The sequence below is a fragment of the Lysinibacillus sp. VIII_CA genome, assembly GCF_049943995.1.
Taxonomy (GTDB): Bacteria; Bacillota; Bacilli; order Bacillales_A; family Planococcaceae; genus Lysinibacillus; species Lysinibacillus pinottii.
Map to the genome: position 1 here is coordinate 76,586 of NZ_JBNFXM010000016.1, position 26,223 is coordinate 102,808.

Below are 26,223 nucleotides of genomic sequence, written 5' to 3' on the forward strand. Positions count from 1 at the left end.
CAATTTAATAGTGAAAAATATTTACAGAGGAGACTGCTTAGATGAAAAAACCTTTTTATAAAAAATGGTGGTTTATTTTAATTGTTGCACTAATTGTAATTGGTAGTATCGGAAATGCAATTGACGGAGATGATGAAAAGGCTTCAGATAAAGCCGATAAAACTAAACAAGAAGAAGTTACGAAAAAGGAAGTTTCTACCGAACCTGAAAAGGAATCAGAAAAGAAAAATGATGATGTAGTGGTTGATATGAAAGTTGCAAACGATACAACAATTCCTCTAGAAGAACGAATCGTTAAGATAGCTACAGATTTATTTGGTACCACTACTACTGATGGTAGTGATCGTAACATCACTGTTGAAAATATGGGTGATATTTATTATTTAAAGATGATGATTGATGACGCCATAACTAAAAAGAATACTTTAAATTATGCTCAACAAAATACAGTTGAATTACTTAAAGTATTAAAAGACGTTGAAGATATGCGCGACATTAATATCAACTGGCAAGCTAACTTTAAAGATGCTTCTGGCAACAGTAATGTTGGTTCTGCGATGACTGTGTTACTTAAAAAGAGTGACATTGACAAAATTGATTTTGATAAATTCAAAGCATCTAACTTAAAAGAAGTTGCTACAAATTATGGGACTCATAATGATTTTAAATAATATAATTTTTTAAAATTGTATATAATAGAAGAAAATTAAGTCACTCATTATTTTTAAATGAGTGACTTAATTTTAGTTTAGAGAGTATTACCTTTATTAGCATATACATGAACAACCCCATTATCACTAACAAGTATTGATACATTTTCAAGTTCTACTCTCAAAATATGTTCTATTGTATATCTGATTTCCCATTCTTGAATAAAACCATGGCCCTTAGCATTAGAAATACTTGCGTGATTTGAACTACTATTTTTGCTATGTATAATTGCAGTATCTTTATGCTCAAAAATCTTAGTAATAACATCATTAGGTGCATTTGCATTTACAACTTTAAGTACATCAGGTTTTTGTTTTGTAACATCTCGGAATGTTCTAGGTATAAATTTGAATTTTGTAGTCATACATAAACCTCCTAATATTCTGAATTTGAAACGCTTAATATATCTAAGAAATGTACTTTATGAATGTCTCTAAATTTATCTTGGATGTGAATCAACTTAGTGCTTGTATCCAATTTTGTCACCTTTCCCTCTAAAGACCCTGATTTATTGTATACCGCAAACATTCGGTACCTACCATCTTCCATTGCTTCACTTAAACTATATCCAAGTTCCTCAAGTTCGAATTCATCACGTTCCGGATGCTTTGGTGGTTGTTTTGGTTTTTCTGCTACTTTTTTATTTAGATCTTTTTTCTTTGACTTTGCCATATTTATTGCCCTCCTAAAATAAGAACGTTTGTTTGTATATATAATAGAACAAATGTTTGTATTTTACAATGAAATAAATTGTATTTTTAGGAAAATAAATGAATTTAATCGTTGACTTTTGATACTAGTACTAGTATAATTAAAGTATAGAAAGGTGGTGAACAAAGTGGATTATGATAAGGCTCTTGCTTATCTAGTAGGTATCGCAACATTCTTTAATCAACTAACTGGTGGATTGAAAAATATAAGCGATATGAAAAATAAGCAAAAGAAAAAGCGACGCCCTCCCAACAAGAAGAAACGTCGCAAATAATTACACTGAAGGAGGTTAGCCCCTCCTTCACCCTTATCCTATCATATTTTAATAATCATAATCCATTCTAAGCATGAAGAAAATTTTCTTTAATATCATTACTTTGCTTGCGGCTGTTTACATTTTGGTGGTCCTGGTCGATTGGAAGGAACCTAAATTTTTTGATTACTCAATGATTATAATCTATTCATTATGTTTAATTTTAGTCATTGTAAATATCGTTTTATATTTTAAAAAAAGGAAGGGTTAATATGGATAAGAATTCACAGACTGAAGCTAATAAACGCTGGCAGGAGAAGAATAAAGAACGTGCAAAGTACATTAGCGCCCGATCAAGAGCACGTAGCTTTATTAAAAACCATGCTTTAGAAGACGATTTAGATGAGTTTATGGAATTGATTTTAGAACGGAAACAACTATTAAATGAAATGAAAATAGACCAAGATGGCGTTTAGCTATCTTGGTCTTTATAATGCCAACCTTTTATCATAAAGGATTAGATAAGGAAATTTATTACTTGTCACCGTTATTAATTATGTTTTTAGTATCCCATAACTTAAACAGGTAGTTACTTTATCGTAAAAGTCAAAGGGAATACCTAAATATTTAAATATGTTTGTTGCATGAATTGGTTGTTTTTCAATATATCTTTTTAGATCGTAATTTAAATAAACGATGAACTCGTAAAGCCGTTGTGCATCATTTTTATGGAAATTTAACAATGCCAACATAAAAGCTCCGTTGTCGCTTTTACCAACACCACTATTATATTGTTCCTTTGTAATTCCTAATAAGTCAAAGAGCCACTTTCTATAAGGAATTTCTATGTTTGTTTTATAGTTATACATTCTTCCACCGTGAGCAGCTCTATTGCGGAATTTATTGAATAATTCCATGCTTTTAACGAAAAATTCTTTTTCTTCTTCGGTAGGAGTTGTTCCTAACAATATTTTTATAACATTTTCTTTTATATCTGCTGATGACAACTTATATAAAACCAATAATTCACCAAACGTTAATGATTTAACCAATATCCAGGGAGGCACATTTCCATATTTCTTAATATAATACTTTAATGGTTGTTCTTCTGCATCTCGTATTTTTTTATTGATCTTCCACAATAAATTTTCTCGTTCCGATTTCTTGTTATAAGCTTGAATCTTACCTGCTTTGTAATTATCCTTATTTAGATAAACTTCATATTTCTCGCCATATTTTTCCGAAATACAATATGAAAGTGCAGAGTAAAAGTTGCATTCAACTTCTAAAACTGAATTGAAAATAAAGTTACGTATATTTTTATCTAATTTATATAAAATTAACAGATCATTGAATTTTGTGTTTGGTAAAAACTTATCTTCCTCGTCATCATTTGATTTTTCTACTAAAAATATATCTTTATATCCATTAATAACATCGTAATATGTTGTTTTAAGTAATATTCTTTTAGTTTCTTCTAATGATTCTATTATTAATCCTCGATCAATTAACTTTTTTACTTGCATATCGATATCAAGAAATGGTTTTTCTAAAATGGTCATATAGTCACCTCCGATTTACCTATATTTCCATAGTATCCTAAAAGTGAACAGAAAAAAACCTCTTACTATTTAAAGTAAGAAGTTTTCTCTAGCCGATCGTCGGCCTGCATAATGTATTATATGTATAATAGCTCTATACTATGTGGAAGTCAACGATTTGGCGCGAATTAATAAGCTTATTTATGTAAATTGTTTCTTATTTACGAACTTTATTACCTGATATATGAAACAGGTCCACTTTTATAAAGCGAACCTGAATATAGGAATTATGGTAAATTTGCAATGTCGATAAATTTTTTATCGTTGCGAAATAATAATTTTCAGACCTTCAAAATCCCCACTTGTCATAGTACCTGAATCAAATTTATCAAGCCATGATTTATCAATCTTGCCTTTATCTATAGCCTGTTTAATGTAATCACGTACAGCATTTTCAGTTGTTGAGTTGGTAAATCTCATAGTTTCATCATCCTTTTCTGTTTGTTTTAGTTTATCCAAGCCGTTCAAAATGTCTAACTTGAATTGAGCCCCCGAAATTCCCATGCTTTCTAAATATGAATATGGGTCTCTATGTGTTGTGCCTTTTAGATTGTCAGTAATCCATCGATGCGACTTTATGCCGTTGCCTGTCCCATCTAATACAACAGGTATGCAAGCCTCTTTTGCAAGCTCTCTTAAAAGCCAAATGTAAGCAGCATAATCCTTTTTAAATTGCTCTTTGTCATTTGTACGAGCAAGCTCTACTTGTGCGTAACTAAGTGGGTTCCCTTTTGGACCACAACCATACTGCAACTTTCCGACTGGCGCAATTTGAACAATTTTACCGCCACCGCCTACCCAGTGAGACGTAAACGCATTAGCTTTATTTCGGTTCATGTATGCAATTTCGTTTTCTAATGCATTAGGACCGCAATTGTTTGGGTTTCCTGATTCGTGAGCAATCACATACTTAATAGCAGTTAGAGCGTAGTTAGGTAATCCTGTCATTAGTCGTTTTTCGATTGTATAACTCAATTCCTGTCACCCTCTTTAACTGAGTATTGTTTGTATAATTGATTAGCAAATACAGCAGCCCCACTTACTAATACACCTTGGACAATAGCTTGCATATTGAATCCCATAATGCCGATTGTAAAAGTAACCCCTAACACCAATAAAATATACGGAATTAACCAATCTTTCATTTTAGGTGTGCTCTTTAAAATTTGCCCAATAACTAATAAAACAGGCACTACAATAAGCGCCTGTTCGATAATGTAATCATATAAAAATTCCATATTAATATCCCCCTAGTTTGTTTTAATAACGATTGCTAACAACCCTAAAATAACAGCCCCAATAATAGTTGTAGATACCCACCAAACGATTTTATCGATTTTATTTAATCGATGGTGTGCGCTTTTAGTACTCGCTAACGCTTCCTCTGCAATGTCCTTAGCGTTATCTGCTGTTAAACGAATATCTCTAATATCATCAATTTTTGCCTCAATACCCCCAAGACGTTCATAAATATTTCTGACTAATTCTTCGCCCATGCCATCACCAATCCTTTGCCCTATTTAAAATAAAAGCCATGAGAAGCATCGAGATTCAGTACAATGTACTGTTGCCCATTTCGATTGCTCTCATAGCGCTAAAAATTAAAAAAAAATAACGCTAGCTTATGCTGCGTTTACTTGTTTTCGTTATCGTTTATTAAATGCTCGGATTTTTTCTCTTGAAGTGATACATCTATTCCTTCTTTTAAATCAGGTCGTTTAGTAATGCATTCTTTATACGCCAAAGATCCAGAAGTAATACGATATACTAGGAAATCAATGATAACTTGATTCATATTATAGCCCCTCTTTCTCTAAAATAAGTGTCTGTACTATTTCCTCTAGTTGTTTTATTTTGTCTTCTTGAGATATGTTAGGTTTTTTCGAATCTTGCTCAGCTTTGAATGCGTTGTATTCTTCCTCTGTTGATAAAGTGATATCAGGATCCTCTGGAATTGCAAAGTCTGTTGCATTATATATCATGTAACATAATGTGAGATCATCATTATATAATGGGCTACCAGGAACAACTGTTTCAGGAGTGCTGATGTCCAATCCGTGATATATTACCTCGCCATGCACTCCTTTAATGTTTGAGATTTTTAAATATACATACGTTTTTTCTTCTGTCATTGTTATATCTTCCTTCCATAAGTTAATAGACACCCACACACTCTTTGAAGAGTGGAAGATGCGTTTTCCGTGGTATTAAAATAATTCATATCTATACCTTGCGAATCTGGACTAAGGACTGTCAATAGTCCACCTGCACCTCTCCCAGTAACAATCCAAGCAGTGTCTGACATTTGTCTTGTCATACCATATCCATCGATAACTTCCAACCAGCTTAAACCGTCTAACAATACATTTGAACGGTTATATACTCCAGTATATGTGTGTGTTCCAACGTTACCGATTATTAGTCGGTCATAGCTGTTTTTCGGGTTGTATTGTATAGCGGCTTTAGGTTCTCCGAAGTTAGATGTGTATACAATATCCTTCAGAACACCAGTATCCCAGTCAAAAGCCCCTATCATATGGTATTGTCTCATGAATTGCACTTCACCATATCTAGGAATTTCAACATAATAAGCTTCACCAGTATATCCAGCTATTGGCACAGTTTTTATCAAAGCACCAGCGGCATTATATTTATTGACTACATGAGTGGTCCCTGTACTCTTAGCTTCATAATACTCGTTATCATCGATTGTAAAATAACACTGCTGGAAATTTTCCCTCACCTTACCTGCCTTAGTAATATCTTCTGGTTTTACTAGCACTCCATGGGCTTTATCGATACCACCAGCCACTCCATCGATTGTAACGCCTCTTCTTAGATTCTCAGGTTTTAAGTTACTCAAGTCCAGCGTACCAGTCTTCAACCCATCAACTGTGCCAAATATCTTACCCTTTCTCACATCATTAGTTGTTACATCTCCGTATTCACCCCCTTCACCCTGTAAGATAAAAGCCCCTGCACGATAACGAATTGTATATACTCCGTTAGCCTTTGCATTACTAAATGCGGTGCCATTAGCTTTCTTGATTGGGATAGCACCTAATCCGTTTATATTTAATGTCATTGCTGCGGTACTGTTGGAGGTAGCAGGGAATGAAACAGCCAAGCCATTTTTATAGCTTGTAAGACCATCAATGGTTGCCGTTAATGCATTTGCTGTGCCGCCTATGGTTTCTATCCACTTAGTGTGCGATAAATTATCATTTAAATGAGTTCCTACTGTTTGTTCTAAACTTGCTACAGCTTGAGTTAAATCGTCAACATTTCCACCAGCTTGCTGTAATTCCTCAATACATTTATAAGCTCTATTTAATAACCAGTTCATATGTTGTGCTGAAGGTTTCATACCTGGTTGCCAACCACTATCTTTTAAAGACTGTGGAGGTTCAACACCTACTGCATTCCACTCTGGTAATTTCTCTGCCATTATCATCCCTCCTAAATTGGTAATTCGTTATCTTGTCTAGGTGTATAAACAGCCCCTAGATAACCACCAATCGTATCATCGTTTATGTCACCAAATCCTTTTGTATTATCAATAGAGTTAGTAATATCACCAAACTCAAACGTGCCTGTAAGTTCAATGACGCCAACTTTTACACCAGCCGCCACTGTCCGTTGGACAATTCGAACGAAATTCGCAGGGTCTAACCCTGCCTCGTTCAATTTTGTTAGTGGTAACTCTATTACTTTAATAGCCGCTGGTTCTGGTTCTTCTGAATCATTCCACTTCTCTTTAATTTTTATCATTTTAGGGTCAACAGATAACGCGATAGCTAGGACCTGAATTATCATATCAATTGTTCCATCACTTAGATTTCGGGCAATTTTCGACTTTAATAAGATTCGATATACTTCATCATTTGCAACACCGCGAGGCTGATTCACGTTTTGTCCAATTAAATCAAGGCCAACACCTTCGGCATCATCTATGTTCCTCCACTGCCTTATTCGGTCATTTGTTGCTTTGACTTCTTGTGCTTCGGCAGCGAAGATACTCATTAGTTTGGATATATTCGAATGTGGCGTTTTATCAAAGTAATCTGATAAACGTTTGACGATTGATTGAGTACTAAACATTGAGTATCACCTCTATGTCGTTAAAATGCGTTTGAGCCACTTCTTGAAGGGCGATAATTATATTTGAATCATTGTAAATTACTCCATCTTTAGATACTTCTATCATTACATCGTCGATTCCATCAACACTGTATGCTCTGGCTATTAATCGAGATATAACCACATCTTCTCCCATGTTTAAGCCAGCATAAGTATTGTTGTCATAATCAGTACCACCGATATATTTGACAAGGGCAGTTTTTAGTAGCTCAACGCCATTAGATGTAAACGAGGTATTAGTTTTAGCATTTACTTTAATAAATACATTTACTTCGTTGGCTCTTGTGAATCCTATTTGTTGTATCTCACCACTTAGATCAAGCACATCAATAAATGTAGTTCCAAATGGTTGAATGCCCCCTGCCTTTTTTTCATGTATCGCTTTAGCGATTTCTTCATCATCCCCACCTAAAACAAATGCCTGAATGGCCCTAGGAGGCGTACCATATTGATCTACTTCATCTTTAAAATTTTCAATAACCTTTGCTGCTCGAATGCTTGAAATTTTTAATAAATTGGTTCTTATTGCTGCTGTGGTAGCTGAACCGATACCATCCACAGTTATATCAGCTCTTTCGCGAGCTTCGGCATCTGTTTCTTTTTCGCGGCCACCACTAGTTTTTAATGGATTAATTACACTAGTTACATCAGCATCAGGATTCACAATTTCTGTAATCAAATTTGCTCCCACATTACCAATAGCTCCAACATCTAATGCTACGATTTCGGCAGTACCCTTGCCTTCTGAATCAAGAGTTAAATCATAAATTGTTTCAAAGAAAATATCGTTATTTGTAGACACTAAAAAACCACTTTCAATGAAGTGGTTGGGTGTACCTGATATATGGATTTGTCCATAAGCGAAATCTGCGAGATTACGGCTAATGCCTGCATAAGGTAACAACATATCTAACTGAACACCTTCTGCAGTCTTACGATAAGCACTATGATATACATCTTCTGTATCTTGCCATAACAGAGAGAAAAACCATGCCATAATGCGAATGATAATACCCAAAAATGACCGTTCTGTAGTATTAGCATCAGCACCAAATTTCTCTTTAGCCTTTGCTGACATACTATCAACCAGATCGCTGTAAGATTTACGCTTAAAACCGTTTTTATCCAATGCCACCTACAACCACCTCCTCATTAATAATCGTACCGTCTAAAAGAGTTATGGAAAAAACAACTGTCCTAACTCTATTAACATCTTTAATTTCGACACTTTCAATATCTTTAACTCGTTCTTCTTGCGAAAGAACTCGTATAACTTCAGCCCTAGCTTCATCTTGGGTTGACTTCTCCAAAACTCGTTTGAAATCAAGACCCGATTCTTCATTAAGAAACCATTCTTTTAAATTTGTACCTAGTGATATAGCTAGACATTGAGCTACTTCTTTTTCCCCTTCAGCCAATTTAAAATCGCCATTTTCAAAAACCAAATCGCCATCTAATAACGCTAGTGTTTTCACTAAAACACCCCCACTATTACAGCGTCATGGACATCAAACATTCTGGCTGTACCTGGATAAACATTATTGCCTTTCATTGCCTCGTCTATTGCACGTTGACAAAATACAGCCAATACAGTGTCAACCATTGGTTCCAAAACTGGTACGTAATTTTGTACTTCGCTGCCGTTAACACGATATTTTTGAAATAAAACTGGCACGTTCTCAACAGGTGCTAACTTCGCTGGTTCTTCACCTGCTTCTTTGGCCATGAATAACGGTTCTATTTTCGCTAAACGTTTAGTTTCATCATACGCTAACACTTTACAAGGCATAGCTGTGTTTAAATTTACGAATACACCTTGTTGTAAAGCTCGAAAAAATTCAGTGGCATTCGTCATAATATCCCCTCCACTTCTGTATAAAATGAATTACCTTTGCAAATGTGTTTACCCTTTTTGACGCGTACTGTACTTTTTGTAACAATTGATTGTAATTGTATTATTGCTCCTGTATTCATTCTGTGTTGAAGTAGAGATTTGGCTTTGTAGCCTTTCATCACTTTGCCTTTACGCTCATTTTCAAAGTATTCTGGTGACCCAACAAGTCCAGTATCTGGACTGAGGATAAATCGATGGTTATCACCTTCAGTAATTGGTCTGATATAAGTTTGTTGCCTTGATATATAAGCAGAAGCTCCACAGTCATTTGCAATGTCTTGTATCTTTTTAAAGATTTCTCCACTAACAGAAAATCCTTTTTCATATACTTTATTTTTAGGTAATTTTAAAACAGCTACTTTTAAGCCTAATGCTTTTGTTAAATCTCTTATAATTACATCAGCTTTTATTTTCCCTTTATATGAACGTTTGAGAGTCTTTTTACTGTTGAATGGATAAGTATCCAATACCTTAATTACCGTAGCACGGTCAGCTCCTAACGGCGTTGTACTTATACTATTGATACGGCCACTTAGTATTAAACCCTTATCTTCTACATATCCAGCGTTAATCGTTATAACCTCTCCACGTTTTAGTTTGTTCCTTGTTGATTCTGATAAATTATAAATCGTGATCTCGCTGATGTTCGGCTCAAGATCATCATCAAAAGGTACCTCAAACTCAATATCTAAATCGGTATTATTAAACTTTAGATTTCCTGTTACAACTTCAACGTAGCGCTTAAATAACATACTCATTGTCATTCACCAACTTTAAGAATACTGTTTCATTTAGGTTTGCAAAGGATACTCTTGTCTCTTTTCCAGATGTATCTAGAGGGATAATTGTCGGTGCTGGAAAACGGCCATCAAATACCTCACTAAATAAAGGTGTAGCATATACAAGCTTTTCACCATTCACCAATATTTCATCACCCTTTTGTAAATCCAATGTGAAATAATCATGCAGATCGTTATATCTAATCTCAATTAAAAACAATTCAGCGCCCAATTCCATTTCAAAACGATAGGGAATGAGCGCCTTTTCGATTTCTATATATTCAAAGTCTACCATTTATTACACCACCCTTAATTTTGCACCAATAGGGATTTTTTTTGGATCATAACCATTCCATTTCTGAATGTCTTGCCACTTAGTACCGTACTTTTGACCAAGCGAACCATAGGTATCACCTTTTTTTACTACATGATATATAGGTGATTGTTTTTTGTTTGTAGTCTGTTTACGCCCTGCCTCTTTGGAAGGAGCAGTTACAGCTTTTACTTTCGGGTCCACATAAGATGATTGGGCAATGCGAACTTCTGTCAATGTACAGCTAAAATTATAGCCGTTCATCACTTTAGAACTAGCTTTGATAGATAAACCATGCATGAGCATATTTTTGTATATACGGCGTCCTTCGTAAGTAAGTAGTTGACCTTTATACTCAAAGCTCTTTAATTTGTTGACTAACGTTTCAACTCGCTCATTAGTGGGACGTATCAACAGACCAGATAACTTTACAACCACAGGTTTTCTCTCAACATGGTCTGATAAATCGATGCCCTTTTCAACCTTATGAGTTGGAATATCGACATCAAAATCAGCATCTTCGCTAGTTACATGTATTAAATAGCCACTTAATCGCGCTTTACCAACTAATTCTACCGCCAATATTACCCCTCCCTTGATGCAGGCATAACACTTAATAAATCACCAAATAAGTCCTCGAGTGCATCTTTAATGCTGTATGCAGTTTCCTGAGGGCTTTCACTGCCTTGCACGATAATTTGGATAGGTGCAGACACTTTAGAGCTATTAGACGTATTGTTAACCGTCTCTGTTGCTGAATAATCCCTTGCAGGTTCAAACTGAGTTGCCTGGTCTAAATTTATTTCGGGGTCTGTACCATTGCCTTGTAAAATACCTCTATCACGTAATTTATCTGCTTCATCTGCTGGCAAAACAGCTTCGTCCTTGTGTAGTAAAGCTGGCATTTCATCATAAGGCACTCGTCCTAGTCCGATTTCGAACCCTGGTAAGAAACTCGTAACTTTTGAAACTACTCCACTAATCTTTTCACCAACATTGAAGTTTTTGATTGCCTCTCCTACTGAACCAAGTTTCTTTACCACCCATTCTATTGCATCAGCAATTCCATTAAAGGCTTTAGAAATAGCACTGAGAATAGGCTTTAATGTCCCCCATGCATTTTCAATTGAACTAACCGCAAGAGGGAACAAAGGAACAATCACTTCATTTACCAAAAATTTAATAACTGCTGTTATCCCTTCGAATAATGAACCAGCAACTCTTAAAATTGGAGAAATGATATCCATTGCAACACTAATTACTTCCTGCGCAACTGGAAACAGAGGAACAATCACGTTTTCTATTAAGCCAGTTACAATCCCTTTCAATGTCTCGAAAATATTTATGGCACCTTTAACAATCCTACCAATGTACTCCATGGCTGTACCTACGTACTCTTGAGCTTTTGGCATTAAAGGAACTACTACGTTTTCAATAAAATCTGTTATTACTGACTTAGCTAAGTCAAATCCTTCTCTAAAGCTTTGCATATGCCGTTCTATAGCTTCTGCTACATCTGACGGAACACCAAGGTTCTCCCATATATCAGCAACTTCTCCAGTATCATAGAAAACAGACATAATACTGTTATAAACTGCCATAATCACGTCTTTAATCATAAAAATGTTAGTAACATACGCCTCTATCCCATCAGCAACCCAAGCAGGAACTCCGAGTTTTTGCCACAAGTCTGAAACTTCCCCAGTATCGTATACTAAAGACATAATCGTGTTATATACAGTTAAAATTACATCCTTCAAACCTGCCAACTTATCGAAACCAGCCGAAACAAATTCCATAAAGGGTCCTGGGTCTACATTGCTGATAACTTCACTTGCTTTGGTCAATATTGCAACTGCTTGATCGAGTATCGGAGAACCTAGTTTTATCAAGAATCCATCCCAAGCGGACTTTAAATTCCCAAGTTGGTTTTCCCAACTGTCAGATTCCCTCGCTGCCTGCCCTATAGCACCAGAAAGTTTATTTCCATCCTCAACCATGGCAAGCAAGGTTAATTGCTTTTGTGCCTCAGATAACTTAATGAACGACTTTCCATATAACTCAGTAGCTTTGGCATTACGAGTGGTTTCTGTTGCAGAGATACCAAGTGCGGCATCGTTTTCAAAGTTACCTTTCAAGAACGATTGAAGATTCTCAGTAACATCTTCGATAGAACGGTCGTAAAAGGCTGCACTATCTGCTGCTGCTAAAGTGGCTCGCTCAGTTAATTTCAACGCTTCGGATGTATCGACACCTGTAGTTTTCGCAAAGGCTGCCATTTGAATGTAACTGCCTTTCAAACGGTTAGGAAGGATACCTGTTTCTGTAGCAATTTTATCAAGTGCTTTTGTTGCAGCATCTTCCATGCCTGCAAACACTTGTTCAAATTGCGAGGCCATTGCTTTGGCAGTTGCTGCACTTTCTAAAGCACTTACCCCTATTTCAACTATTTTGTCCACTGCTATATAGGCACCAATTGCAGCACCTAAACCAACCACAGCACCTTTTAATTTACCAAAAGCACCTTCTGCTTCATTTGCACTTTTTTCGACATCATTTAAGCTATCTCCATCAATTCTGTTTAACTCACGGTCCACATCATCAATGTGATTTCCTAAATCATCAAAATCATCTACTAAACTGTCTATATCGTCTTCCATGCTATTAAACCCACTGAAATCCATGTGCGTTATGGATGATATAACCTGGTTAATTCTTCTGTCTAAATCAGCTAAAGGGCCATCTTCAATATCCATGATAATTTCAACGAATAGATCACGTATACTCACAATTTAGCCCCCTTTCTGTGCATTTTTTCGCTCCATATATACATCCATTGCGGCGTTAAATTCATGTAGTTCATCTGGCGTCATAGTTTCAGCTCGCTCAAAACTTAAAAAGCGCTCCATAACAGGGCGCCAGAAGAACCAATTCCCTTCAACTTGTTCTTTATAGAATTCATAAGGTTTACACGTCTTGAAAGAGGAACTGCGCCGCCGCCTTCATAACTTCGGACAATCCACCATTTTCCTCGAAGTGGTCCCAACTTACACGACCGCCATCAGAAGTAAAAACAACATGCTCCATGAACTCACTGTAAAGTAGTTCTGATGATGTCCCTGTTTCAGTTTTTGCACGGTCACGCATTCGAAACGATTCACGTAATCCTGGATGTTGAAATACATATTTTTGTCCTTTTTGAGTTGTAAACTCCATTTGTTCACCTTTTTTAGCCATCGCTTTTCGCTCCATTTCTTTTTGTTTTAATTGATTTGTAATATGTCCTTTTTTCATTGCAAATTAAAAGAGTGAGCTCAGGCCCACTCTCCTTTCGTTTTATTTAACTGAGTAGTCAAATACTTTGATTGTGTAAACACGGTTAGCTACAGACTTACCATGTTCAATGTCAGGAACCTTTGTAACCATCGCCTTTGTTCCACCAACAACCTCTTTGATTTCGTTGTTACTGTTCACCCAGATAGGGAACATTGTACGTTCGTTCGCAAGTTTGTTTAATGTTGTAATAGATGGTGATGTTTGATTCAATGTGATTTCAATAGTACCCAATTGATCTCCATTAATTGATACAACTGCATCACCTTGAGCTGAGGAACTTGATTCAAAGTTGTCATTATCCTTTGAACACTTAACCATGGTTCCGTCTCCGTAACCTGTGATAAACATGCCACTCACTGTTGTTGTAACTTTTCGTGCATCATAAGTGCCAATATGTCCAGTCATCTAAGAACCTCCTTATGCAGAAATTTCACCTTTGATTTTCGCTTCATGAATGGCCCCTTCTAGTTCGAAACTAAATGACAAACCATCATATTTTCGAGTTGCACGATCTGACGCTGAAACTTCTGCTCTTTTTTTAGTTTTGATTGTATATAAATATTGATTAGCTTCATCAGTAGCGATAATACCATTCTGACCAGCTACTTCTAACACAGTACGTACAGCGTCTTCTATTTGAGCTATACCAGCGTCAGAATAAGCAATTTTGGAATTTGTTGCAAATAAACGTTGCACCTGCTGTTCAATATTGATTTTCACCCAATCCTTACCGTGCATGACATCGATATATTCACCACTGATTACTTTGCCTTCTGACGTTTGATCAAAGCCAGCCTTAGTGACATAGGCAATGCCTCCGTTTCTGTGAATCTCTTCTAGTTGAACAGGAGTAATATCTTGAGGTGTGGCAAATTTCAACGTTTTAAATTTCCAAGTTACAGAACCGACAGGCTTTGAACCAACTTGTCCTATGAGTGCAGCATGAAGAAACTCAGAAATTTTATTATGTTGAATAACAAATGTACGGTCATACTTACCTACCTTTAATGTTTCTAAATCGGTTACACTATCAACTACATGAGCAGCAATCTTTAATTCCTTTTCCTCAACTACATCGCTAATTTCTTTATAGTCTGTAACTGCTCCTGTATCTAACATCACGAAATACCAATCATTATAAAAATAGTTTTCTAGTACAGATACAGCCGTGACAGGAATCTCTGCGGAAGGGTTATAAGTCGCGACAGCAACTTTGTCTGGTCTACTATCACCCTGATTGAAAATTTGTTTTGCAATTTTATAACCATCCGATTCTTCTCCAATTGCTGTTTTGATATCTTCTAGATCATCAAATTCTTTGTAAGAACTCGCTCCATCTTTTTTTACTAAAATTAACGGTGTACCTAAGCCGGTCAGTGATGACGGCTTACTAATGTCAATCGTAACAGTGACGTCTTGTAATGGCATTAAATCTCCTCCTTCATTTCAACACTTTCAATTACATCGATTTCAAAAGTTTCTCGACCTCTTACTCGTAAACGAACATCAAACCCTACACGACGTTCATAATCGACCGTTAAAAAAACATCACGGTTGTTTGCATTAAGCACTTCAACAACTGTGATGTTAGCGTCTGATAGTTCAATTGTGGCTTTACCTAAAAAATAACCTCTAGCCTTATTTGAGTAATTCTCTGCATCCTCAATTTTCTCAGCATTACATGTGATTGATAAAACAATTTCTATATCTTGTTCAATAGTCATTAGGTTATCATTGACTGATTCAGTTACATTCCCCACACCGATTGCAGGCGAAATACTTTTGATAGAGAAAAAGGGGTATGGAGGTTGTTTCCCCATTCCTTCCGCTTGAATCACTTCGATTTCCGTGTAATTAGAGAGTCCATTTTGTGTAGGTATCCATATATCATCGTATCTATACATTGGTCCCTCCTTCAGCATTTCCTCGATACCTCATGAGATATATGTGGACATCTGTGTAATCCGTCAAATCCTTAAACGACTGAATTGTGTAAGTATCCCCTTTGTACATCACCTTAGTATCTATTTTAATAGGCTCTACTACGTATAATTTCTTTTCTTTTACTGTGTACAAACCACTTTCAATGTACTTTAAATCATCATTATTCAGTGGCAATACAATACCAGTCATCGAAACTTCTTCTGGTTTACCAGGAACCCATTTCCCATTAATGTATTTCCCATCTTGTTCTATTAAAGCAGTGAAAGGAACACTATTTAGGTCAATAACTTCCTTAAAAATCATCAAATCAGGCATTATTTACGCACCACCCTATAAGTAATACGCATACGCAAGCCTCCTGTATCGATTAACGGATTGCTAGAACCCTTTTTAGCAATAGTAGAAGGAGCGTTCGGTGGAGCGTCTAAATCTGTGATTTTCTCTTGAATATCTCCAACCATACGAGCACCTAAACGATTAAAAAGTGTTTGTACATCCATTTGAAGTGCAAGAACATGTTTAAGTTGGCTTTTAAAAAAAATCGCCCATTGTTCATTTTTCTCATCAAACGCAGTTCGTAAAAATGAACGTTCAGGAATAGAAATTGAACCTTTTCCCCGTTGAATGGTTGCCCCAAACTCATGAACACTCGCAACCATAACATATTCATCACTACCGAATATGCCAACTTCTACAGAGTAGTTTTTAAGTTCTTTCAATACGTCTTTTAAACGGCTAATGTTATTCGTATCAGTGATTCTTACATTGATTCTCGCCATCTTACAGCACCACCAAGTTAATTGACTTTTTGGGCTTAAACTGCTCTTCTAACTCATCTAAAATACGTTGGTATTCTTGACCAAATTTCGTTGCTAAAAGCCCAATATTCTTGTTTGGCTCGCTATATTGACGCTCGATAACGTCAACTTTCTCACGAATTACTGTTTGGTCTTTTGTTACACTTAAAACAGCTAAGTGGGCAGCTAAATAACGCGCTAAACGCTCTTGATACAGTTCGGGAAAAGACAAAGAGGACACTTCAAGTGAAGCATCCTCAATATACATTGTTAGTCTTTCATCATCGATTGTAGTAAATTCTTCACTTAACATACGGACACGTTCAATTGAAGTTAATAACATTTGAATCCCTCCTATTTTTGGGGATTTTTTAATTCATCAATACGTTTGTCAATTGCATCAAGCACTGTTTTACGGTCCTCTTCTGCTTTTAATGCTTCTAACATATCAATGTCAAACGCATCTTCAATCATTGCGATGGTCTCCTTTGCTGATGGCCTAGCTTTATCACTGTCATAGGTAAATTCACCTTTGTCATTAAGATGTTTCATCAGTGGATGAGTTAGAAATTGTTCAAACTCTTTTTCATCCACTTTATTTGTACCCGGATTAAGTGTTAATCCATTGGCTGTATATGCGTGATTTCCTTTGTTTTGTACTAACATCAAGTATCCCCCTTAAATTCCATCCGCACGGCAAATAGCCATTGGATAACGAATGATTAAGCCTGTTGTACGCTCTTCGAAAGGTACTTTTGTATTCGGGAATGCGTACTCTTGTGGATGACGTGTAATATCCAATGGAATCCCAAGTTCCACAACATCAGGTGATGAATCAAGGACTACAAAACACTCTGAACCTGCTAACCCTTTCTTAGCAAGATCATTTACTGTTTCAATACGTTTAAACCAGTTTTGAGATTTAATGTACTCCAAAACCGATTGTTGAGTGTATTCATTAAACGTTTTTTCTAACTCCTCATTTGAGTCTGGCGTTAACAACAACGTATCAGCTTCATGTCCATTTAATTTATTTACCATGTTTTTAGCTTTACGAATGTCTGCAACGATTTCTTTACCTGTCTTGTCCTTCCATTTGGTAGAAGTACCTGCCTCATTTTGTGGAGTTGCATATACTTGAATACCCACTGCATCTGTTAATCCTTTAATGCGGTGTGTTTTATCACCAGAAAAAGTGACTTGATTCTCTTTTTCAGCAATCGCCTTGCGTACTGTATCTGCTTTTGTAACATCGATTGGACGCCCTGCCATTTGTGCCTCACGCACTTCCTGTACACCGATATTAAAAGCAGCAGCAATTGAATAAATTTTAACTGTTTCTTCTGTTAAATCAGCATCTACTAAAGGTACATCAGTTGCACCAGGAGCTAGAATTTTAGCAGCCCCTGAACGTGTTAAAACATCATAGCTATATGTTTTTGCCCCTGCCGGAATATCAGTTTTTACATTAAAAATCGAACGTGCCTTTAATTCTGATGCGTGTGGTTCATACACACGCTTATCAATTGCGTTTAAGTCTTGTGGGCGGATTAAAGCATCTCCGCGATATGATTGAATTGTCATGTAAAGTTTCCCCCTTAAGGTAAGTTAATTTCGATTTCGACTAATTGATTTGCAGTAGCATTGGCTTTGAACACAGCTCCATTGATAGCAATATCTCCATCAACAGTGAATTTTTGAGTAACAGGGTCCACTTTAACTGCTTGTCCATTAATTACGTCACCGCCAGCCATAACAAAGATACGTCCACGTTTTACAATCGCTGCTGGTTCGCCTACTGGATAGTTTTGATCGTCTTTCTTTTCTACCCAATCATGGATATTTTGTGCTAATGCGATACCAATTACGGTACCACCTGTAGCAATTGGTTTAATCGCGGTGCCTGTGGCATTAAGTTGTACTGCTGCACCAAAAGGTACTTTTGCTTCTACTGCGTAAGTGTCTGCTGTATAGTCTTGGTAACTTGATAACTGACCGGCTTTCCCTGCTGGCTGCATATAATCAGGATAATTAGTAATAGGCATGTAAATTCCTCCTATGAACGCATGTTCAAGCGTTTATTTTTTAGTTCTTCTAAATCTTTGTTTCCACTAGCATCACCAGTGTAAGCACTATTAGTGCCTGTGCTTGAGAAGCCATTTGATTGTACTTGCTCAACAGTTGCATCAAAAAAGGCGTTGATATAGTCGTCTGACTTACCATCACCTTTAAATTCTGCTTTTGCAGTCGATATAACAGCTTCTTTAATCTCTCGCTCTGATTTACCTGTAAAATCAAACGAGTCACCTAGAATTGGCTGTGACGCACTAATTAAAGCTACTCTTTCTTCTACTTTCTTATCTAACTCATCAGCAGATAGAGATTTTTCTTTTAAAGTAGCAATCTCTTGATCTTTCGTCTGTATTGTTACTTCTAATGCATCAAGACGTCCTTGCAAAGCATCAGCACTATCGCCTTTCACCTTCGCAGTTTCTTCTTTCGCTTTTAATGCATCGATATAAGCTTTTACCGCTGGGTCTACCTCATACTCTGTACCTTCAATTTTAATTTTTGCCATCTTAGTGTTTCCTCCTTCTTTTTCATCAATTTGCCATGCGTCTGAATCAGAACGTATAGCAACTTCAGGCCCTGCACGACCTTTTTCTACGATTGCAATATGATTTATTTCAACATTTCTTTGTACATATTCATACTGATCTCCGTTATATGTTCCACTTTCTGCAACTACATCAGACATAAAGCCAATGGATATCTCACGTTTGCCGTCATAAACCTTTTGAATTAAATCTTTATCAGTAATGGTTAATGATACATACAGCTTTAGATCCTCAACACGAGAATCAGTATGACTCATACCTTTTGAATATTGCTGATGGTTGTCGATTGTGACAGGTTCATTTGGATGTTCATCAGTTACAGGTTTCGAGCGTGCTGAATAGATAGTACGGTCGCTAAAGATTTCGTCAGGTAACTTAGCTTCCATCTGAACCGTGCCATCTTGCCGTTGATATGGAAAAACACCAGGACGAGTAATCGGTACATTGACCGTTAAATACCCTTCTGGTGTTTCCATATAGTCTTTTATATAAGATGTGTCATAACGCTGTAGTTTCAATGTTTCACCCCCTCTCTATAGCAATAAAAAAACATTTTCTTACTACTGTCGATGCAACTTCTCTTGTAGCGCATAACCTTCAAGTTCCCAAAGGCGGCTTTTAATATGCTTCACTGCTAAGTCGTAACCGATTTGTTCTTCATAATTAGCTGGATCAACACAAGCTGATTCGCCCACGATCGTAAAACCATTCGGCAATTTCGCTACAACTATGCATTGTTTTTCGTGCACACGATGAAATACTTCTAAAGATGATTGATTAATAATATTGTCGATTTGTTCTTGAGTTACTGTGTTTTTAGCCGTTTTTAAAACCCCTTTCTAAATTACTTTTTAATTCTTCAACGAAATCAATGGTTGCAACTTTTTTTCCACTTGACGCAACATGAATATGAATGTTATTTTTTGTCTTATTTTCTGTGCGAGTAGATTCCAGTATTTTAATTACATCATCCACTGAACCATCAATTGTTAGGATTTCACTACATTCACCAACGCTTGTTACTACTTGGCAATGTACTTTTTGCAATTCTCGTTCTGTCATATTTACTCCTCCTCCTCATCATCAAAAACAGGTATTGCTACACACCTACAACGATAATCCTCACCAGGTAATACAACACGACCGTTTACAGTCGGTGGATCATCATAAGAAAAAACTTCGTTGGCTAACACCTTATGTGAATCTCTTACTCTCTCATCATGGGACGTAAGCCATTTAAACTTTTCTACACCGATTTGTTGATGTCTTTGGGCAGTCATTTGACCAAGAATGGTGCCTGCTTGATCAACAGCAATAAACTGTGCCTTATTCTTAGAAATTCCGACCTCTTCTTCGAGTTGCTCGCGTATATGTCTTACAGTGCGACCTTGTTTCACGCCATCTCGCACGGCATTCTCAACCCTAGCGAAATAGTCTTCGTGAATAGATTTTATAAAAGCTACATTTTCTGAAATTTTTGTGTGCAGAAAATCTTTTAGCCATGGTTCTGTAGCTACTAGATTAATACCCTTCACCTTCATTTGCTGTTCAAGGTTATGACGGTTGAAAAGATTGATGTTCTTAACAAAAGACGATGCCGCACGTTCACTTTGAGTAGTCGTAAAAATCTTATTCACCTTATCTTTTAAGGAATGAAACATTTTCTTGAGTCCATCTAGTATGCCATCTTCAACGTAATAGGCATCTTGTCTTGTTTCTAGTTGGGGCACAATGTACTTTTCGAAAAGCTTCAATGTTTCTACCTCAAGCCCTGTAATCATCTTTTCTATAGCTCGACTATAACTAACACTTGCAGCATCAGGAAAACGAGTAATTGGTACTTTTTTAGCCATTCGTACCACTCCAACCTTTATATACGTTGTTCGCTAACTGTCTTAGGTCTGCTTCATCTCCACTGAATTTTAGCGTATTCGACAAACCAAACTGACCAAAGCGTGCCTCTCGGATTTCATCAGCCGTTATGATGTTATTAAGTAAGTAAATCTGATCTGTTTCAGCAACTAGCTTACGAATTTCAGCATCAGTTTTTGCATCCACATTCCATAACGGATTGAATTGTATTTCCCATTCCAACGATTCAGGATCAATACGTCCACCAAGCTCTTTTTCAGCCATCAACAACATTCGAATAAGTTTTTCTAAATGTGGTTTCATTTCGTTCTCTTGGTCTGCCACGATACGAGAGTAATAGTTCATCACATCGTATTGAGCTCCAGTAATAGTACCTGATTCTTGACCTTTAATGACCGTTTTAGGCATTCTAGCAGCACCCGATAACAAATCCCAAACAAAATCTAGTAAATCCTTAATGCCCGATACTGATGTGCCTTGTTTCGTTAAGTCCTCATCAGCAGCAATCATAGCTAATGCTTCTGTACGGAACATGAAATCCATAATCATAGATAGTTGTTGCTTATCTTGAGTCGATAAATTATCGATATCTTTTGATTTATACACCTTAAAAGTGAAATCATGAAGGATTTGACCAACTGACCAAACAGACGTATCAAAAACCGTCAGAATGTCGTATAAGGGCTCTAAGAGTGAGCGACCTTGTGCTTCCCCTTCGAATCGCCTTGTCTGGCTATGGAGCAATCTAGAAACGTGTACAGATGATTCTGTTGTTTGTGTTTGCACCCCGTGGCTAGATGCTCGATTAATGCGTAATTGTTCTAATTGGCCGTATTTAATATCAAATACATCTTCGTTTATCAGGAATTCATTTACCTTTAAAGAGCTGAAAGCATGCAAATAATCCACTGAATATAATTTATCCATTTTCAAATCTTCGCTTAATTCGAATTTGGAGGCTTGTGTCACTCCTAAACTAATAAAACCATCTCCACGGAGACGGTCATAAGTGAACATTTCTTTAAATGCTTTCTTAGCTTTTAAGTCAGCAAGCTTACTCATTATGTTACGAGCTAATTGATCATCTTCCATCTTCAAAGTGAACCAATTACGTGTCATATCCTCGGCTGGAATATCGATGATATTTTGTACGATTCGACTATCACCGTATAAGTTTGTGATTTCATCATGAGATAATTTACGGCCAACACCAGCAATCTGTCTTGTCAACTTATCCTTTTGGTTTGCCTTACCATTACCTTGCATGAAGTCCTCTTTGTATTGCTTTGCTTGGTCAATTGTTTTCAACGTTTCACCTACTTTCCTAATAAGTTTTTATAGCGTTCAATTGGATTAGAATTGTTTGTATACAACTGATTTAGCGCTTGTGTTGTCATATCCACTAAATCGTCATGGGCTGCGTTAGGGAAGGGTACAAGTTCTTCAACAAGGTCCTCAACCCAAGGACACATATTTGGATGAGGTAGATATACATTTCCAGCCTCAAACAAAGGAGACACCGCATTTGCACGCGCCTCCTTACCACCGTCAGGATCAACCGGAACAATACCACTAATCTCATCTTTTAACATCTCGATGATAGCTGAGCCGTTGGCTTTATCCTCAATATATTTACTTCGTGCATTGGGCCATTTATCGGACATAGCACGTATGGCTTTCATTGTATCCGCAAAGCCCATTCTCCTATGGTCAATATCGAATAAGAAATACTGCGCTTTTTTACGCCCCCACACACCGCCAGCTACATAGTCACTGGTATCAGTACCTTTAAATGTACAATCCCATGATTGGGCCATCTTATCGAAATGAGTAGGTAAAATAACCACATCATTTGATAAGGTCCACTCTCGATGTTGCTCTTGAGTACGCACATAATAACGAATCCATTCACGTTTAAAGATAGAACCTCCTGCTGGTGAAGGTCTTTGTTGATAAAGAGCGTTCCATGTACGACTACCAACCTCTGCCTTTTTATCAGCCGCCCATTGCTCATTAAACCCTAGCTCTCGACATAGTGGTTCTCCAGGCACACGGCCTAGCAAATCATCTTCATCCTCTGCGATAGCTGGTAAACGTAAACGAATCCATTTTCGAGGGCTTCGCGCTAGTAAACGACCAATTAAATCATCTTCATGCCAACGTGTCATTATGACAATAACTGATGCTCCATCATGCAAACGAGTGGATAGTGTTGCTTCCCATTCATCCCAAATATTATCTCGGATAGTCTGAGAGCTTGCTTCCTTCATATTTTTGATAGGATCATCAATAATCATTAAATCGGCACCTTGACCGGTAATGGAACCGCCAATACCTGTGGCAATCATGCCACCCTGCCTACCTTCAACACCCCAATCTTTTACAGCAGCGTTAGCTTCAGATAATTGAATGCTAAATAGTACGTTAGCGTACTCATTAAATTTATTACGATTTAACCTACCAAACTTTTTAGCCAGCCCATCAGAATAGGCAGCCGCAATAACTCTCTTATCTGGATTTTTCATTAAGTAATAGCTAGGGAATGTTTCTGTAACAGTCATTGACTTCCCATGTCGAGGTGGCATTTCAATTAACATCGATAGTTGTTCGCCGTCTGCAATGCGCTGTAGTACTTCACAAATTAACTCTGTATGCCTGTAGTGCTCGTAATGACCATTATGGACAAACTCTACATAATCACGGTAAAACTGGCGTGAGAGTTCTTTACTTGCTTCATAGGCTAGCGCATCTATTTGCTCATCGCTTATTTCTTGTAGCAAGTTCTCTCAACTCCTCTGTTGTTAATTTACTTAGATCCACCGTACTAGCCGTTGCAATGCCATTACCCTTTGTTTCTGAACGAGTCTTTGCAATATCAGCTTTAACTTTCTCTTCACGCAGTTGTTTCAACTCGTTTTCATTAAGTAAATCCGTATACTTCGCAAGGAACGCAAGTGCTGCCATTTTATCAGCGAGTTTAACCTTGAACATGCCGTCTTTACCCTTGGATAATTCGGTAATGAGTGTCCCGTCAATCTCTTCTGAATGATGCATCGAGAATTTTGTGTACGTGTATGGTACTACTTCTGTTTTCTCAGACTTCTTTGAACCGTCTGGATTATATTCAACTGATGTTTCTGTCGATTCTGACTCAACTTGAGTAAAGTCTATAAAGTCGGTAATGTCAGCAAAAGCAATTGCTTTGTACTTCTGTAGGACATCCGTTTTATCTAAGTCCTCTTGTTCTAAACGTTCACGTTTCATCTCGGCAATCGTGGCTTTTACCTTAACATTCCTTAACAATCTACTACCACTTGCCATAGCTGTCTCATAGTTGCATTTGTAAGCTTTTTTATATGCACTAGTAGCATTCAGTGAACGAACATAATACATACAAAAAAGCCGTTGCTTATCAGTTAGTCCGTCATCACCTTCTAATTCTGAGGTAGTAACTTCTTCTGATTCAACGACTTCTTTTTCTTTGGATGCATCCTCTTTTATGGTTGCAACCTTCTTAGTTTTGGTTGCATCCCTAGTCCATGGATTGCCGTTTTTAGTATCACGGCTCTTTTGGCTCTTAATAGTGCCTAAAGGAACATCATATTTTTCTGCTAGCTTAGCTAAAGTAATCTTTGTAGTTTCCCACTCCTGTTTAATTTCATCCCAATTAGCCATCTCTCATAACCACCACCTCCATTGCCATTTGTTTGCTTTGTGATCACCCCATTATGCTAGTTGCTTTGTAAAATAAAAAAAGTCGTATTAATACGACTTTGCAAAGTTCAAAAATCTCATTGTTAAATTGTCAATTTCTCCTGTAGTTAACGGAGAGTATTCTTTATCTTTTTTCTCATCCTTAATTAACCACTGTTCATCTTTGCGTAATATTGAAAACTCTAGCATTTTAACTGCTTGTGGTGGAATAAAGTATATTCGTACTTCACTCTTATCGCTAGAAAGCTCTAAAAAACATTTCCCTCTTTTATACATCGTTTTATTATTTGATCTAAGAAATAATTGTAGAGGTTCCTCACATATATCCTGTGAAGTGGCCTCGATAATACCTTCAATAAAATTGGATAACTCATAAGCATTCAAGAACTCATTTGATATTTCACATTCTTTTGTCTCTATGAAATTACCTAAATCATCTACGTTTTCCTTACTCAAACTATACCACCTCCTATTGTAACCCAATCATACCCTAGCAGATGAAATATATGTAATAACTTTTTGCTCTCAAAACCACACCAAACTCTGCCCTCTCAACTCGTAGTGTTTTGGCTGTTTGATGCAGTTTTCAAAGCAAAAGAAAAAGCCTTCACCCTAAGATGAAAGCTTAAATATTGTGGTAATCCTAATGTCGAGTGCTCACTTTTGACATCGTGGCAGAGCGTACCACGTTATTTCGTAATTGTGTTTTAGATTTATAGTGCATTTCCGTGCACTTTGAAGCTAAGTAAGTTTGTTTTAGTAAGTTTGACTGAATTCTATGGAAAGTGGACGAAGTTCACATATAAACCACTCCTTCAGTTTTATTAGCCTTTTATATTAATTAGGATACCTAATCTCTTAAAAAATATGGGCCGGCCGTGTATGTCATGCTCCGAACAAGTTTGCTCAGCGCGGGTCGGTCGTCGGTCTGTCTTTCCCTAATATTTAGGATTTTATAAATACCAAGAGAGGAAAACCTTTCCGCCCGTCCTGCCTCCAATTTTACATTATTATTTTTATCTCACCTAATGTGTAACGAATGTAACGTTTGTAACATCTATCACATTTGTAACATGTTCTCAAATTGTGCAGTAAAATCTTTTTTTTAATTCGCAATCTTTAAGATGTGCAGTCTTTTTTCAAAATTGCTTTCGTATAACGATACATCTAATTCACCATATTCTTTCGTATCGAACAAAATGTCATAATGTAATTCTGGGTCACCTGTTTGATAACCCATTGATTCAACAATTCCTTGTGTACCTTTCGTTATTTTAAATGTTTCAGCAATTTCGCCATTTTCATCAAATGTATGCACTTCAAAACACTCTTTTACTTCAACTGATTCTACATTTTCATACTTGTACGCCATATTATTATCCCCTTTCATTATCCAATAGAAGTGTTTATTTATCCAAAACATACTTTGCATTATCCACTTAACCTTAAAGTAATTAGTAAGTTTATAGCAATAGGTAAAACTTTGAAGTTATCTCCATCTTTTCCCCTGCTCCACACCCAACGTGCAGCTTTCACCGCA

Annotated in this window: 38 protein-coding genes and 1 pseudogene; 3 read left to right on the forward strand and 36 right to left on the reverse strand. The window is 36.8% G+C overall.

The window, feature by feature from the left end; genetic code table 11:
* Positions 1–41 precede the first annotated feature (41 nt).
* The gene (locus ACP3VS_RS18095) at positions 42–671 is read left to right on the forward strand and encodes a hypothetical protein (RefSeq protein ID WP_426389431.1); all 630 of its coding nucleotides are present in this window, start codon (positions 42–44) and stop codon (positions 669–671) included.
* A 77-nt stretch (positions 672–748) separates the two neighbouring features.
* Here ACP3VS_RS18095 and ACP3VS_RS18100 read toward each other — a convergent pair whose 3' ends face one another.
* Together ACP3VS_RS18100 and ACP3VS_RS18105 are read right to left on the reverse strand one after the other, a co-directional pair.
* Positions 749–1,075: a DUF1827 family protein gene (locus ACP3VS_RS18100; protein WP_426389433.1), complete on the reverse strand. Its 327-nt coding sequence runs from the start codon at positions 1,073–1,075 to the stop codon at positions 749–751.
* An 11-nt stretch (positions 1,076–1,086) separates the two neighbouring features.
* On the reverse strand, positions 1,087–1,383 hold the full coding sequence (locus ACP3VS_RS18105; protein ID WP_426389434.1) for a YolD-like family protein: 297 nt from the start codon (positions 1,381–1,383) through the stop codon (positions 1,087–1,089).
* A 166-nt stretch (positions 1,384–1,549) separates the two neighbouring features.
* Here ACP3VS_RS18105 and ACP3VS_RS18110 point away from each other — a divergent pair, with 166 nt between their 5' ends.
* Positions 1,550–1,696, forward strand: coding sequence for a hypothetical protein (locus tag ACP3VS_RS18110; RefSeq protein ID WP_426389435.1), 147 nt, complete (start codon positions 1,550–1,552; stop codon positions 1,694–1,696).
* A 251-nt stretch (positions 1,697–1,947) separates the two neighbouring features.
* Positions 1,948–2,151, forward strand: a complete 204-nt coding sequence (locus ACP3VS_RS18115; RefSeq protein ID WP_426389436.1) for a hypothetical protein — start codon at positions 1,948–1,950, stop codon at positions 2,149–2,151.
* Positions 2,152–2,229: 78 nt separating this feature from the next.
* Here ACP3VS_RS18115 and ACP3VS_RS18120 read toward each other — a convergent pair whose 3' ends face one another.
* The 34 genes and pseudogenes from ACP3VS_RS18120 to ACP3VS_RS18285 form a co-directional block, all read right to left on the reverse strand.
* Positions 2,230–3,237 (reverse strand): Abi family protein, encoded by a 1,008-nt coding sequence (locus tag ACP3VS_RS18120; RefSeq protein ID WP_426389438.1) that lies wholly within the window; start codon positions 3,235–3,237, stop codon positions 2,230–2,232.
* Positions 3,238–3,534: 297 nt separating this feature from the next.
* On the reverse strand, positions 3,535–4,251 hold the full coding sequence (locus ACP3VS_RS18125; RefSeq protein ID WP_426389440.1) for a peptidoglycan recognition protein family protein: 717 nt from the start codon (positions 4,249–4,251) through the stop codon (positions 3,535–3,537).
* Positions 4,248–4,514 (reverse strand): phage holin family protein, encoded by a 267-nt coding sequence (locus ACP3VS_RS18130; protein ID WP_197148459.1) that lies wholly within the window; start codon positions 4,512–4,514, stop codon positions 4,248–4,250. Before ACP3VS_RS18130 ends, ACP3VS_RS18125 begins: the two co-directional genes overlap by 4 nt.
* A 12-nt stretch (positions 4,515–4,526) precedes the next feature.
* Entirely contained in the window at positions 4,527–4,772 is a 246-nt protein-coding gene (locus ACP3VS_RS18135; protein WP_426389442.1) for a hemolysin XhlA family protein, read from the reverse strand.
* Positions 4,773–4,909: 137 nt separating this feature from the next.
* On the reverse strand, positions 4,910–5,071 hold the full coding sequence (locus tag ACP3VS_RS18140; protein ID WP_426389043.1) for a hypothetical protein: 162 nt from the start codon (positions 5,069–5,071) through the stop codon (positions 4,910–4,912).
* A gap of 1 nt (position 5,072) precedes the next feature.
* On the reverse strand, positions 5,073–5,408 hold the full coding sequence (locus tag ACP3VS_RS18145) for a hypothetical protein (RefSeq protein ID WP_426389444.1): 336 nt from the start codon (positions 5,406–5,408) through the stop codon (positions 5,073–5,075).
* A 2-nt stretch (positions 5,409–5,410) separates the two neighbouring features.
* Positions 5,411–6,724 carry a hypothetical protein gene (locus ACP3VS_RS18150; RefSeq protein WP_426389446.1) on the reverse strand — a complete coding sequence of 438 codons (1,314 nt, stop codon included), beginning with the start codon at positions 6,722–6,724 and terminating at the stop codon, positions 5,411–5,413.
* An 11-nt stretch (positions 6,725–6,735) separates the two neighbouring features.
* Positions 6,736–7,377: a hypothetical protein gene (locus ACP3VS_RS18155; protein WP_426389448.1), complete on the reverse strand. Its 642-nt coding sequence runs from the start codon at positions 7,375–7,377 to the stop codon at positions 6,736–6,738.
* A complete protein-coding gene (locus tag ACP3VS_RS18160) occupies positions 7,370–8,551 on the reverse strand; it encodes a baseplate J/gp47 family protein (RefSeq protein ID WP_426389450.1) in 1,182 nt (393 codons plus the stop codon). Before ACP3VS_RS18160 ends, ACP3VS_RS18155 begins: the two co-directional genes overlap by 8 nt.
* The gene (locus ACP3VS_RS18165) at positions 8,538–8,891 is read right to left on the reverse strand and encodes a DUF2634 domain-containing protein (protein ID WP_426389451.1); all 354 of its coding nucleotides are present in this window, start codon (positions 8,889–8,891) and stop codon (positions 8,538–8,540) included. The genes ACP3VS_RS18160 and ACP3VS_RS18165 overlap by 14 nt, the downstream gene beginning before the upstream one ends.
* A complete protein-coding gene (locus tag ACP3VS_RS18170; RefSeq protein WP_426389453.1) occupies positions 8,891–9,271 on the reverse strand; it encodes a Gp138 family membrane-puncturing spike protein in 381 nt (126 codons plus the stop codon). Before ACP3VS_RS18170 ends, ACP3VS_RS18165 begins: the two co-directional genes overlap by 1 nt.
* On the reverse strand, positions 9,268–10,068 hold the full coding sequence (locus ACP3VS_RS18175) for a phage protein (protein WP_426389455.1): 801 nt from the start codon (positions 10,066–10,068) through the stop codon (positions 9,268–9,270). Before ACP3VS_RS18175 ends, ACP3VS_RS18170 begins: the two co-directional genes overlap by 4 nt.
* On the reverse strand, positions 10,052–10,384 hold the full coding sequence (locus tag ACP3VS_RS18180) for a phage baseplate plug family protein (RefSeq protein WP_426389457.1): 333 nt from the start codon (positions 10,382–10,384) through the stop codon (positions 10,052–10,054). The genes ACP3VS_RS18175 and ACP3VS_RS18180 overlap by 17 nt, the downstream gene beginning before the upstream one ends.
* Positions 10,385–10,387: 3 nt before the next feature.
* A complete protein-coding gene (locus tag ACP3VS_RS18185; protein ID WP_426389459.1) occupies positions 10,388–10,984 on the reverse strand; it encodes a LysM peptidoglycan-binding domain-containing protein in 597 nt (198 codons plus the stop codon).
* 2 nt (positions 10,985–10,986) lie between these two features.
* Positions 10,987–13,191 (reverse strand): phage tail protein, encoded by a 2,205-nt coding sequence (locus ACP3VS_RS18190; RefSeq protein WP_426389461.1) that lies wholly within the window; start codon positions 13,189–13,191, stop codon positions 10,987–10,989.
* A 178-nt stretch (positions 13,192–13,369) separates the two neighbouring features.
* Entirely contained in the window at positions 13,370–13,639 is a 270-nt protein-coding gene (locus ACP3VS_RS18195) for a hypothetical protein (protein ID WP_271909988.1), read from the reverse strand.
* A 99-nt stretch (positions 13,640–13,738) separates the two neighbouring features.
* Positions 13,739–14,143, reverse strand: coding sequence for a phage structural protein (locus ACP3VS_RS18200; RefSeq protein WP_197148478.1), 405 nt, complete (start codon positions 14,141–14,143; stop codon positions 13,739–13,741).
* A gap of 12 nt (positions 14,144–14,155) precedes the next feature.
* On the reverse strand, positions 14,156–15,166 hold the full coding sequence (locus ACP3VS_RS18205) for a DUF3383 family protein (protein WP_426389464.1): 1,011 nt from the start codon (positions 15,164–15,166) through the stop codon (positions 14,156–14,158).
* On the reverse strand, positions 15,166–15,642 hold the full coding sequence (locus ACP3VS_RS18210) for a phage neck terminator protein (protein WP_197148481.1): 477 nt from the start codon (positions 15,640–15,642) through the stop codon (positions 15,166–15,168). The genes ACP3VS_RS18205 and ACP3VS_RS18210 overlap by 1 nt, the downstream gene beginning before the upstream one ends.
* Positions 15,635–15,997 carry a hypothetical protein gene (locus tag ACP3VS_RS18215; protein WP_171364950.1) on the reverse strand — a complete coding sequence of 121 codons (363 nt, stop codon included), beginning with the start codon at positions 15,995–15,997 and terminating at the stop codon, positions 15,635–15,637. The genes ACP3VS_RS18210 and ACP3VS_RS18215 overlap by 8 nt, the downstream gene beginning before the upstream one ends.
* Entirely contained in the window at positions 15,997–16,461 is a 465-nt protein-coding gene (locus tag ACP3VS_RS18220) for a hypothetical protein (RefSeq protein WP_426389467.1), read from the reverse strand. The genes ACP3VS_RS18215 and ACP3VS_RS18220 overlap by 1 nt, the downstream gene beginning before the upstream one ends.
* A gap of 1 nt (position 16,462) precedes the next feature.
* Complete coding sequence (locus ACP3VS_RS18225) at positions 16,463–16,822, reverse strand: DUF4054 domain-containing protein (RefSeq protein ID WP_426389469.1); 360 nt, start codon at positions 16,820–16,822, stop codon at positions 16,463–16,465.
* Positions 16,823–16,833: 11 nt separating this feature from the next.
* Positions 16,834–17,145, reverse strand: a complete 312-nt coding sequence (locus ACP3VS_RS18230; protein WP_426389471.1) for a hypothetical protein — start codon at positions 17,143–17,145, stop codon at positions 16,834–16,836.
* Positions 17,146–17,157: 12 nt separating this feature from the next.
* Complete coding sequence (locus ACP3VS_RS18235) at positions 17,158–18,063, reverse strand: DUF2184 domain-containing protein (protein ID WP_426389472.1); 906 nt, start codon at positions 18,061–18,063, stop codon at positions 17,158–17,160.
* Positions 18,064–18,077: 14 nt separating this feature from the next.
* Positions 18,078–18,524 carry a structural cement protein Gp24 gene (locus ACP3VS_RS18240; protein ID WP_197148485.1) on the reverse strand — a complete coding sequence of 149 codons (447 nt, stop codon included), beginning with the start codon at positions 18,522–18,524 and terminating at the stop codon, positions 18,078–18,080.
* 11 nt (positions 18,525–18,535) lie between these two features.
* A complete protein-coding gene (locus ACP3VS_RS18245) occupies positions 18,536–19,615 on the reverse strand; it encodes a DUF2213 domain-containing protein (protein ID WP_426389474.1) in 1,080 nt (359 codons plus the stop codon).
* A 42-nt stretch (positions 19,616–19,657) separates the two neighbouring features.
* Positions 19,658–19,894 (reverse strand): annotated as a pseudogene (locus ACP3VS_RS18250) (Gp49 family protein); the annotation flags it as partial.
* A 19-nt stretch (positions 19,895–19,913) separates the two neighbouring features.
* Entirely contained in the window at positions 19,914–20,159 is a 246-nt protein-coding gene (locus ACP3VS_RS18255; RefSeq protein WP_426389476.1) for a hypothetical protein, read from the reverse strand.
* Between the two features lie 2 nt (positions 20,160–20,161).
* Positions 20,162–20,950: a minor capsid protein gene (locus ACP3VS_RS18260; RefSeq protein WP_426389478.1), complete on the reverse strand. Its 789-nt coding sequence runs from the start codon at positions 20,948–20,950 to the stop codon at positions 20,162–20,164.
* On the reverse strand, positions 20,943–22,277 hold the full coding sequence (locus ACP3VS_RS18265; protein ID WP_426389480.1) for an anti-CBASS protein Acb1 family protein: 1,335 nt from the start codon (positions 22,275–22,277) through the stop codon (positions 20,943–20,945). The genes ACP3VS_RS18260 and ACP3VS_RS18265 overlap by 8 nt, the downstream gene beginning before the upstream one ends.
* Positions 22,278–22,285: 8 nt before the next feature.
* Positions 22,286–23,749 carry a phage terminase large subunit gene (gene terL / locus ACP3VS_RS18270; protein ID WP_426389482.1) on the reverse strand — a complete coding sequence of 488 codons (1,464 nt, stop codon included), beginning with the start codon at positions 23,747–23,749 and terminating at the stop codon, positions 22,286–22,288.
* Positions 23,727–24,644, reverse strand: a complete 918-nt coding sequence (locus tag ACP3VS_RS18275) for a terminase small subunit (protein WP_426389484.1) — start codon at positions 24,642–24,644, stop codon at positions 23,727–23,729. The genes terL and ACP3VS_RS18275 overlap by 23 nt, the downstream gene beginning before the upstream one ends.
* A gap of 87 nt (positions 24,645–24,731) precedes the next feature.
* A complete protein-coding gene (locus tag ACP3VS_RS18280; protein WP_426389486.1) occupies positions 24,732–25,139 on the reverse strand; it encodes a hypothetical protein in 408 nt (135 codons plus the stop codon).
* A 649-nt stretch (positions 25,140–25,788) separates the two neighbouring features.
* Positions 25,789–26,055: a hypothetical protein gene (locus tag ACP3VS_RS18285; RefSeq protein WP_426389488.1), complete on the reverse strand. Its 267-nt coding sequence runs from the start codon at positions 26,053–26,055 to the stop codon at positions 25,789–25,791.
* Positions 26,056–26,223 lie beyond the last annotated feature (168 nt).